The 8952-nt window shown below is 62.7% G+C and carries 6 protein-coding genes and 1 pseudogene; 3 read left to right on the top strand and 4 right to left on the bottom strand.

Annotated features, from left to right (window positions below; all coding sequences use genetic code 11):
- Nucleotides 1-52: 52 nt before the first annotated feature.
- Together LCI23_RS19750 and ssb are read right to left on the bottom strand one after the other, a co-directional pair.
- Nucleotides 53-468: pseudogene (locus tag LCI23_RS19750) on the bottom strand (transposase); the annotation flags it as partial.
- A 226-nt stretch (nucleotides 469-694) separates the two neighbouring features.
- Nucleotides 695-1207: a single-stranded DNA-binding protein gene (ssb, locus tag LCI23_RS19745; RefSeq protein ID WP_224948159.1), complete on the bottom strand. Its 513-nt coding sequence runs from the start codon at nucleotides 1205-1207 to the stop codon at nucleotides 695-697.
- A 447-nt stretch (nucleotides 1208-1654) separates the two neighbouring features.
- Here ssb and uvrA point away from each other — a divergent pair, with 447 nt between their 5' ends.
- The gene (gene uvrA / locus LCI23_RS19740) at nucleotides 1655-4504 is read left to right on the top strand and encodes an excinuclease ABC subunit UvrA (RefSeq protein ID WP_224948158.1); all 2850 of its coding nucleotides are present in this window, start codon (nucleotides 1655-1657) and stop codon (nucleotides 4502-4504) included.
- Nucleotides 4505-4558: 54 nt separating this feature from the next.
- On the opposite strand, the gene LCI23_RS19735 is transcribed toward uvrA, so the two are convergent.
- Nucleotides 4559-4909, bottom strand: a complete 351-nt coding sequence (locus LCI23_RS19735) for a hypothetical protein (RefSeq protein ID WP_224948157.1) — start codon at nucleotides 4907-4909, stop codon at nucleotides 4559-4561.
- Between the two features lie 50 nt (nucleotides 4910-4959).
- Here LCI23_RS19735 and LCI23_RS19730 point away from each other — a divergent pair, with 50 nt between their 5' ends.
- Together LCI23_RS19730 and LCI23_RS19725 are read left to right on the top strand one after the other, a co-directional pair.
- Nucleotides 4960-5754, top strand: coding sequence for a DUF2214 family protein (locus tag LCI23_RS19730; RefSeq protein WP_224948156.1), 795 nt, complete (start codon nucleotides 4960-4962; stop codon nucleotides 5752-5754).
- Between the two features lie 335 nt (nucleotides 5755-6089).
- Nucleotides 6090-6638, top strand: coding sequence for a PEP-CTERM sorting domain-containing protein (locus LCI23_RS19725; protein WP_224948155.1), 549 nt, complete (start codon nucleotides 6090-6092; stop codon nucleotides 6636-6638).
- 228 nt (nucleotides 6639-6866) lie between these two features.
- On the opposite strand, the gene LCI23_RS19720 is transcribed toward LCI23_RS19725, so the two are convergent.
- Entirely contained in the window at nucleotides 6867-8729 is a 1863-nt protein-coding gene (locus tag LCI23_RS19720) for a phosphoenolpyruvate carboxykinase (GTP) (protein WP_224948154.1), read from the bottom strand.
- Nucleotides 8730-8952: the final 223 nt, after the last annotated feature.

Below are 8952 nucleotides of genomic sequence, written 5' to 3'. Positions count from 1 at the left end.
TCTAAACGGCTTTGATAAGCAAGTTGAGCAGAGGCCGAGCTGGCGCTATTCCCCACTTCTTCCAGTTGCGTGCATCGGCACTGCAGCGATTCGTCTTCCAGGGTTTGACGTTCTTGCGGGTCAGCCTAATGGCATGCGCAGCGCGCAAAGCGATGGCTTCATGGCTGTCCTTCGTGTCGTAGGCGCCATCGCCATAGTCCGGCACCAGCCAATCGAGCCCACCCAGACGCAGCGGGCTTTGCCCATGCCCATAGCCTGGCGCAGTGGTACATTGAAGAAGCACTTGATGCTCAGGCAGAACCGGATCATCTTATCGCTGAACGTCTGGCTTTACCCGCGCTTGCCGCTCGGCTGGCCGTGGCACCTCATCGTCAAGGTCGGGCCAGATGAGCAGCGGGCCGCGTGACTTCAACGCTTTGTTGTACGTCTTCCAGTTGTCGCGCGGTACTTCTGTCGAGCTGGTTTCATCCGTTCAGGCTCCCAGGCGTATAGATTCCACGCTGCCCCAGCCTGATTTGCGCAACAAAGCAAAGATGGTTACGTTTGGCGCTGAATTGGGTCACCTACCACTAATCTGATTAAGCGCGATTAAATGGTTGTGAAGCCGAATGTAGAAATTGATGTGGATAAAGAAAAAGACCCCTTCTCATAGAGAGAAGAGGTCTTCTAACAACAAAAGTAGGTTTAGATTCGATTAGAACGGAATGTCGTCGTCCATGTCCGAGAAGTTCGGGGCCGGACGCTGCGGCTGCGGACGGGCTGCCGGTGCCGGCGGCGCCTGGCGCGGGGCTGGGCGCTGCTGCGGCTCGTAGCCGCCGCCATCGTCCATGCCACCCATGCCGCCACCCATGCTGTCGCCACCGCCCATGCCCTGGCGGCCGCCCAGCATCTGCATGTTCTCGGCGATGATGTCGGTTGCGTAGCGCTCGATGCCGTCCTTGTCGGTGTACTTGCGGGTCTGCAGGCGGCCTTCGACGTAGACCGAAGAACCTTTCTTGAGGTACTGGCCGACGATCTCGGCCAGGCGGCCGAAGAAGGAAATCCGGTGCCACTCGGTCAGTTCCTTCTGTTCGCCGGTCTGGCGGTCCTTCGATTTGTACGAGGTGGCCACCGCGATGTTCGCGATCGCGTCGCCGCTCGGCATGTAGCGGATTTCCGGGTCGCGGCCCAGGTTGCCGACGATGATGACCTTGTTGACTGATGCCATGTTGATACTCCAGTAAATTTTGTAGAGCCCTGACTCTGCGTGGGTGCTCAACGTCAGGGAACGTAGTGCTGCAGCTAACTATTATGGGGCCGATGAGCAGCGAAAAAAAGAGATTTTTTGCGCCAACGGCACGCGCACCTTTGCGCCTGGTTGACAAGTTCCGACCAGGCTTTGAACCACCCGCTCCAAAAAAATTTCGCCCGGCTGGCCGCTTTGTCATTGAACAGCAGCCGATCCGACCCACCTAGGACACACCGCGTTTTTCGCTCCCTGCCGGACGATGCGAAGCTGGCATCGAAACGTCGCCTTCCGGCACGAAAGTGCTGGATGCATGTACAGCACTTCGAAAAACGAGCTACACTAATGGGTTCTCCCGACAGGCCCGCCCACCGCGTCCGCTCTTCGTGTGCCGGCCCCGCAAACTGACAGAAAGACTTCAAAAACTTAATGGAAGAAATTCGAATTCGCGGTGCGCGCACGCACAACCTGAAGAACATCAACCTCGACCTGCCGCGCAACAAGCTGATCGTCATTACCGGCCTGTCCGGCTCGGGCAAGTCCTCGCTCGCCTTCGACACGCTGTACGCGGAAGGCCAGCGCCGCTACGTCGAGTCGCTGTCGGCCTACGCGCGCCAGTTCCTGCAGCTGATGGAAAAGCCGGACGTCGACCTGATCGAAGGCCTGTCGCCGGCCATCTCGATCGAGCAGAAGGCCACCTCGCACAACCCGCGCTCGACGGTCGGCACCGTTACCGAGATCCACGACTACCTGCGCCTGCTGTACGCGCGCGTCGGCACGCCCTACTGCCCGCAGCACCCGCACGAGCCGCTGGCGGCCCAGACCGTCTCGCAGATGGTCGATGCGGTGCTGGCCATGCCGGAAGGCACCAAGCTGATGATCCTGGCTCCGGTGGTGGCAGGCCGCAAGGGCGAGCACGGCGACCTGTTCCAGGCCATGCAGGCCCAGGGCTTCGTGCGCTTTCGCGTCGCCAGCGGCGTCAACGCGGCGAAGATCGTCGAGATCGACGACTTGCCCAAACTGAAAAAGACCGAGAAGCACAGCATCGACGTCGTGATCGACCGCGTCAAGGTCAACCCGGAGATCAAGCAGCGCCTGGCCGAAAGCTTCGAGACCGCGCTGCGCCTGGCCGACGGCCGCGCCGTGGCCTACGAGATGGACACCGAAAAGGAAACCGTCTTCTCGAACAAGTTCGCCTGTAACGTCTGTGGCTACTCGCTGCAGGAACTCGAGCCGCGCCTGTTCTCGTTCAACAACCCGATGGGCGCCTGCCAGGAATGCGATGGCCTGGGCCACATCGAGTTCTTCGATCCGAAGCGCATCGTCGCCTTCCCCCACCTGTCGCTGGCCTCCGGCGCCGTGAAGGGCTGGGACCGGCGCAACCAGTTCTACTTCCAGATGCTGCAGAGCCTGGCGGCGCACTACGACTTCGACCTCGACAAGCCTTTCGAGTCGCTGCCGAAGCAGGCCCAGGATGCCGTGCTGTTCGGTTCCGGCAAGGCCACGATCCCCTTCAGCTATGTCAACGAACGCGGCCGCACCGTGATCCGCGAGCATACCTTCGAAGGCGTGGTGAACAACCTGCAGCGGCGCTACCGGGAAACGGATTCGATGGCGGTCAAGGAAGAGCTGGCCAAGTTCATCAACGAGAAGAAATGCCCGGCCTGCGAAGGCGCGCGCCTGCGTACCGAAGCGCGTTACGTGAAGATCGGGCAGGGAGCGCAGCAGCGCGCCATCTACGAGGTGTCCGACAAACCCCTGCGCGACACCCTGGCCTTCTTCGAGACCCTGGAACTGTCCGGCGCCAAGAAGGACATCGCCGAACGCGTCATCAAGGAAATCACGGCCCGCCTGAAGTTCCTGAACAACGTCGGCCTGGATTACCTGTCGCTCGACCGCAGCGCCGATACCCTGTCCGGCGGCGAAGCCCAGCGCATCCGCCTGGCCTCGCAGATCGGTTCCGGCCTGACCGGCGTCATGTACGTGCTGGACGAACCCTCGATCGGCCTGCACCAGCGCGACAACGACCGCCTGATCGCGACCCTGAAGCATTTGCGCGACATCGGCAACTCGGTGTTGGTGGTCGAGCACGACGAGGATGCGATCCGCACCGCCGACTACATCGTCGACATGGGCCCGGGTGCGGGCGTGCATGGCGGCGCCGTGATCGCGGCCGGCTCGCTGCCGGAGATCATGCAGAGCGAGCATTCGCTGACTGCCCAGTACCTCGATGGCCGCCGCAAGATCGCCGTACCGAAGAAGCGCACCAAGGCCGATCCGGCGCGCCAGTTGGTGATTACCGGTGCCCGCGGCAACAACCTGAAGAACGTGTCCTTGACCCTGCCGGTGGGCCTGATGACCTGCGTGACGGGCGTGTCCGGTTCCGGCAAGTCGACCCTGATCAACGACACCCTGTATCCGGCCCTGTCGCGCCACCTGTACGGCTCCCAAACCGAGCCGGCCGAGCACGATGCGATCCACGGACTGGAGCACTTCGACAAGGTGATCTCGGTCGACCAGGCGCCGATCGGCCGCACCCCGCGCTCGAACCCGGCGACCTATACCGGCCTGTTCACGCCGATCCGCGACCTGTTCGCCACCGTGCCGACCGCCAAGGAACGCGGCTACTCGGCGGGCCGCTTCTCGTTCAACGTGAAGGGCGGCCGCTGCGAAGCCTGCCAGGGCGATGGCGTGATCAAGGTCGAGATGCACTTCCTGCCGGACGTGTACGTGCCTTGCGACGTCTGCCACGGCAAGCGCTACAACCGCGAGACGCTGGAAGTGCACTACAAGGGAAAGAGCATCACCGAAGTGCTGGACATGACGGTGGAAGACGCGCACGCGTTCTTCAAGCCGGTGCCGGTCATCGCGCGCAAGCTCCAGACCCTGCTCGACGTGGGCCTTGGCTACATCAAGCTGGGCCAGAGCGCGACCACGCTCTCGGGCGGCGAGGCGCAGCGCGTCAAACTGTCGCTGGAACTGTCCAAGCGCGATACCGGGCGTACCCTGTACATCCTGGACGAGCCGACCACCGGCCTGCACTTCGCCGACATCGACCTGTTGCTGAAAGTGATCCACCGCCTGCGCGACCAGGGCAATACGCTGGCCATCATCGAGCACAACCTCGATGTGATCAAGACCGCGGACTGGATCGTGGACCTGGGACCGGAAGGCGGCGCGGGCGGCGGCCAGATCGTCGCCAGCGGCACGCCGGAAGAGGTGGCGAAGAACAAGGCCAGCGTCACCGGCAAGTACCTCAAGCCGCTGCTCAAGAGCTGATCCCTGCGCGCGGAACACGAAGGCCGCCCTGGCATTGCCGGGGCGGCCTTTTTTTCAATCCACCGTGTAGAGCGGCTGCTGCATCCGCACCGGGCGCACGTCCATCCGGATGCGGTAGATCGACCAGGCGTCCTCGCGGTTGGTCACGTACTCGCGGCTGTCCGGCACGCGGGTGAAGGTGAACTCGAAGCCGCGTTCCGGTGCCCGGCTGGCCGGTCCTTCGAAGGCCAGGCCGGTGGCGCGCTCGAGCTTGCTGTCGACGAGCTTCTCGAGCAGGTTGACGATCGAGGTATTGCCCAGGATGTCGGTATAGAACAGCGCCTCGCGGTGCTCGCGCAGGTGCTGGTCGATGAATACGTCCTCGCCGATGAAGCCCAGGCCGGACGCAATGTCCTTGCCGTCCACCACACCGTGCTTGGGGACCGGGGACCACGTCCAGAAGTGGATCGTAGAACATGGTGCTGCTCATGATCGCGGCGCCGGCGCTGGTACCGGCGATCACGTCGCCGCGCCGATACATCGACCACAGCACATCGAGCACCGCGCTGTTGCCGCCGTCCGGCCGTCGCAGCGAATCCGTGATGCGGGCCAGCGCCACCACGAAGGCCCGGGTGCCATGGCGGTTCAGGTTTTCGGCGGCCTTGCTGCCTTCGACAGCGGGGTTCTGGGCGGCGGTCGGGGATACGACGATGGGAATGAAGTCGACGCACGCCCGCTCGGCTCGCCGCCGGCACCGAGCGACCGCAGAACAGGTGTACAGTATGCGCACGTCGACGACCGGTGCCGCCATGAGCGACTTCCTCCTTGCCAGCATCCACCACCTGTTCGTATTTGGTATCGCGGCCGTGCTGGCCGCGCAACTGGCGCTGGTGCGGCCGGCTGCCATGTCCTCCGGGACGGTACGGCTGCTGGGGCGCGTCGATGCCGCCTACGGCCTGCTGGCGCTGTCGATCCTGGCCGCCGGCTTCATTCGCGTCTGGTTCGGCGCGAAAGGACCGGACTTCTACCTGCATAATCCAGTTTTCTGGGCCAAGATCGCCGCCTTCGGCGTGGTCGGGCTGCTGTCGATCCGGCCCAGCATGCGCATTGCGGCCTGGCAGAAAAGTGTGAAAGCCGATAGCGCTTTCGTTCCTGCGCAGGATGAACTCGGTCGGCTGCGCAGGATCTTGATGGGCGAGCTGCTCGTGCTGGCAATCATCCCCGTGCTGGCGGCCGCCATGGCGCGGGGCCTTGGTAATGGCACTGCATGAGATGCCGCAGCGGTGCCTGGTCTTGCCTTCCGGCGTGCCGGATGTCGGAAAAATTTACAGAAATTACGACAAGCCTCGCATGAAAAAGGCTTGAATCAGGCATAACGTGTGTGTAACGAAGGAAATTTCACTTTTCAATCGGCAATATTGATAAATCTTAAAAAAGATCTTGCCGGAGTGTCGTTTTGCAATCCCTGGTGTCGAGATTCTTGACAGAAATCACTCCTGATTAGTATAGATTGAAGCAAGTCATTGTTTATTAATGGAATTAATTTCCTGGCATAAAATGTGCTTTAAGGATATTGTCTAACTAACCAGGAAACTATCCCATGAACATGATCAAGCGCCTTTTCGCCGCCCTGTCCTGCAGCCTGGCGCTGGCCATGCCGGCACAGGCAGGCCAGATCACTGCTGAAACTACGGTCAACAAAGCGCTCAACGCCGGTGGCCTGGCATCCACCCTGATCGATTTCGATATCAACGCGATGCTCGCCGCATCGAGTGGTCTGCTCGAAAACATTTTCTTTGCTGAACTGAAACTGTTCGTTACCGATCCGAACAAGGGCCAGGAAACCTTCACGATCTCCTTCCCGGGCTTTGGTCAAAGCTACTCGCCAAGCGGCAATAACCATGCGAACAATGGCGGCACTACCGAAGAAACGATTGCGCTGGGTGCGAATGCACTGGCGAAGCTGATCGCGGATGGCCTGATCAGCGCACAGGTGCAAGCCAACACCGGTGACTTCAGCATCGCCAAGGCCACGCTGCGCGTCGATTTCAACGACACCGCCCCGCCGGCCGCCGACGTGCCGGAACCGGCCAGCCTGGCGCTGCTGGGCCTGGGCCTGCTGGGCGCTGGCGCCGTACGCCGCCGCCGCGCCTGATCTGGGGGATGAGTAGAAACGGCCCGGTCGATGACCGGGCCGTTTGTTTTTGCGCAGTGATAGCGGCGAGGGACAGGAAGCGCATCAGCACGTCAGTCCGGCACGCTCCGGTCTTGCGCTGGCGCCAGATGCCCGCCAGCACACCCGGCACGGCTACCGGACAATCAACCCGGAGCGCCATAAAAAAGGACAGGCCTCGGCCTGTCCTTTGCATGAGGATCGCGCAGCTCAGGCGGCGAGCTGCTTCTCCAGCCTGGCCTTGGTATCGACCAGTTCCTGCGGCAGGTGGTAGGCCAGCTTCTCGAACAGCTCGCTGTGCAGCTTCAGTTCCTCGTTCCAGGCATCCTTGTCGATCGAGGTGATCTGGGTGAACTGCTGCTCGGTGAAGTCCACGCCTTCCCAGTTCAGGTCGGCGTAGTTCGGCGAGGTGCCGAACAGATGCTGCTGGCCGCCGGTGCTGCTGCCATCGGCACGCTCCAGGATCCACTTCAGCACGCGCATGTTGTCGCCATAGCCCGGCCACACGAAGCCGCCGTCTTCGCCGGTGCGGAACCAGTTGACGCAGAAGATCTTCGGTGCGGTGCCGGCGGCTTCGACTTTCTTGCCCAGGTTCAGCCAGTGCTGGAAGTAGTCGCTCATGTTGTAGCCGATGAAAGGCAGCATTGCGAATGGATCGCGGCGCACGATGCCCATCTGGCCGGCGGCGGCGGCGGTGGTCTCGGAACCCATGGTAGCGGCCATGTACACGCCTTCCACCCAGTTGTTGGCTTCGGTCACCAGCGGCACGGTGGTCGAGCGGCGGCCGCCGAAGATGAAGGCCGAGATCGGCACGCCGGCCGGGTCGTCCCAGGCGGCGTCGATCACCGGGTTCTGGGTGGCGGCGACGGTGAAGCGTGCGTTCGGGTGGGCGGCCTTGGTACCTAGCGCCGGGGTCCAGTCCTTGCCCTGCCAGTCGATCAGGTGATCCGGGGCCTGCTTGGTCATGCCCTCCCACCACACGTCGCCGTCGTCGGTCAGCGCCACGTTGGTGAAGATGACGTTCTCGCGCAGCGAGGCCATGCAGTTCGGGTTGGTCTTGTCGTTGGTGCCCGGGGCCACGCCGAAGTAGCCGGCTTCCGGGTTGATGGCGTACAGCTTGCCGTCCTGGCCCGGCTTGATCCAGGCGATGTCGTCGCCGATGGTGGTGACCTTCCAGCCATCGAAGGCCTTGGGCGGGATCAGCATGGCGAAGTTGGTCTTGCCGCAGGCCGACGGGAAGGCGGCGGCGACGTATTTCTTGTCGCCCTTGGGCGACTCGACGCCGAGGATCAGCATGTGCTCGGCCAGCCAGCCGGTGCCCCCAAGCTGCGCTTCCTGGTAGCCCATGTTCGAGGCGATGCGCAGCGCGAAGCATTTCTTGCCCAGCAGCGCGTTGCCGCCGTAGCCCGAGCCGAAGGACCAGATCTCGCGGGTTTCCGGGTAGTGGACGATGTACTTGGTGGCATTGCACGGCCACGGCACGTCTTTCTGGCCGGCGGCCAGCGGCATGCCCACGGTGTGCACGCACGGGACGAATTCGCCATCAAGGCCGAGCACGTCGTACACGGCCTTGCCCATGCGCGTCATGATGCGCATGTTGACGGCAACGTAAGGCGAGTCGGACAGTTCGACGCCGATGTGGGCGATCGGCGAGCCCAGCGGCCCCATCGAGAACGGCACCACGTACAGCGTGCGGCCGGCCATGCAGCCGTCGAACAGGCCGTGCAGGGTGCGGCGCATCTCGGCCGGGTCCATCCAGTTATTGGTCGGGCCGGCCTGTTCGCGCGTAGCCGAACAGATATAGGTGCGGTCTTCGACGCGGGCCACGTCCGACGGATCGGACCAGGCCAGGTAGGAATTCGGGCGCTTTTCCGGATTCAGCTTCTTCATCGTGCCGGCCGCGACCATCTGTGCGCACAGGCGGTCGTACTCTTCCTCGGAACCGTCGCACCAGTAGATGCTGTCGGGCTTCGTCAAGGCGGCGATGTCCGCAACCCAATTGATGAGCTTCTGGTGCTTGACGTGGGCGGGAACGTTCAGTGCGGCGACGCCGCTCATCACGGGCTGGTTCATAGAGTCCTCCAATACCAATTAAGAATGCTGTCTGTTCCGGTACACTCGGCGCCTTGCGCTGGCCGTGCCTTGGAATGGCGATCCGCTCCATCGGAGCGCGGCGCTGCGGCGGCGGGCGGTGGTGTCAACGGTCGGTGGCGGACCGGGAACGGTGCTGCGGGGTCGGCGACGCCTGTGTCGCACCCTCAATAATTGGCCGATTGTACACCCTGAAAACCGTGAT

The organism is Massilia sp. MS-15 (assembly GCF_020176695.1).
GTDB lineage: Bacteria > Pseudomonadota > Gammaproteobacteria > Burkholderiales > Burkholderiaceae_D > Telluria > Telluria hydrophila.
The sequence above is the reverse complement of the archived record's forward strand: the minus strand, read 5'-3'. Positions and strand labels throughout refer to the sequence as shown.

Bases quoted from the DNA above. Each gene is read 5' to 3' on its own strand.
- ssb (WP_224948159.1), bottom strand. From the start codon at position 1,207: ATGGCATCAGTCAACAAGGTCATCATCGTCGGCAACCTGGGCCGCGAC.
- uvrA (WP_224948158.1), top strand. From the start codon at position 1,655: ATGGAAGAAATTCGAATTCGCGGTGCGCGCACGCACAACCTGAAGAAC.
- LCI23_RS19730 (WP_224948156.1), top strand. From the start codon at position 4,960: ATGGTGCTGCTCATGATCGCGGCGCCGGCGCTGGTACCGGCGATCACG.
- LCI23_RS19725 (WP_224948155.1), top strand. From the start codon at position 6,090: ATGATCAAGCGCCTTTTCGCCGCCCTGTCCTGCAGCCTGGCGCTGGCC.
- LCI23_RS19720 (WP_224948154.1), bottom strand. From the start codon at position 8,729: ATGAACCAGCCCGTGATGAGCGGCGTCGCCGCACTGAACGTTCCCGCC.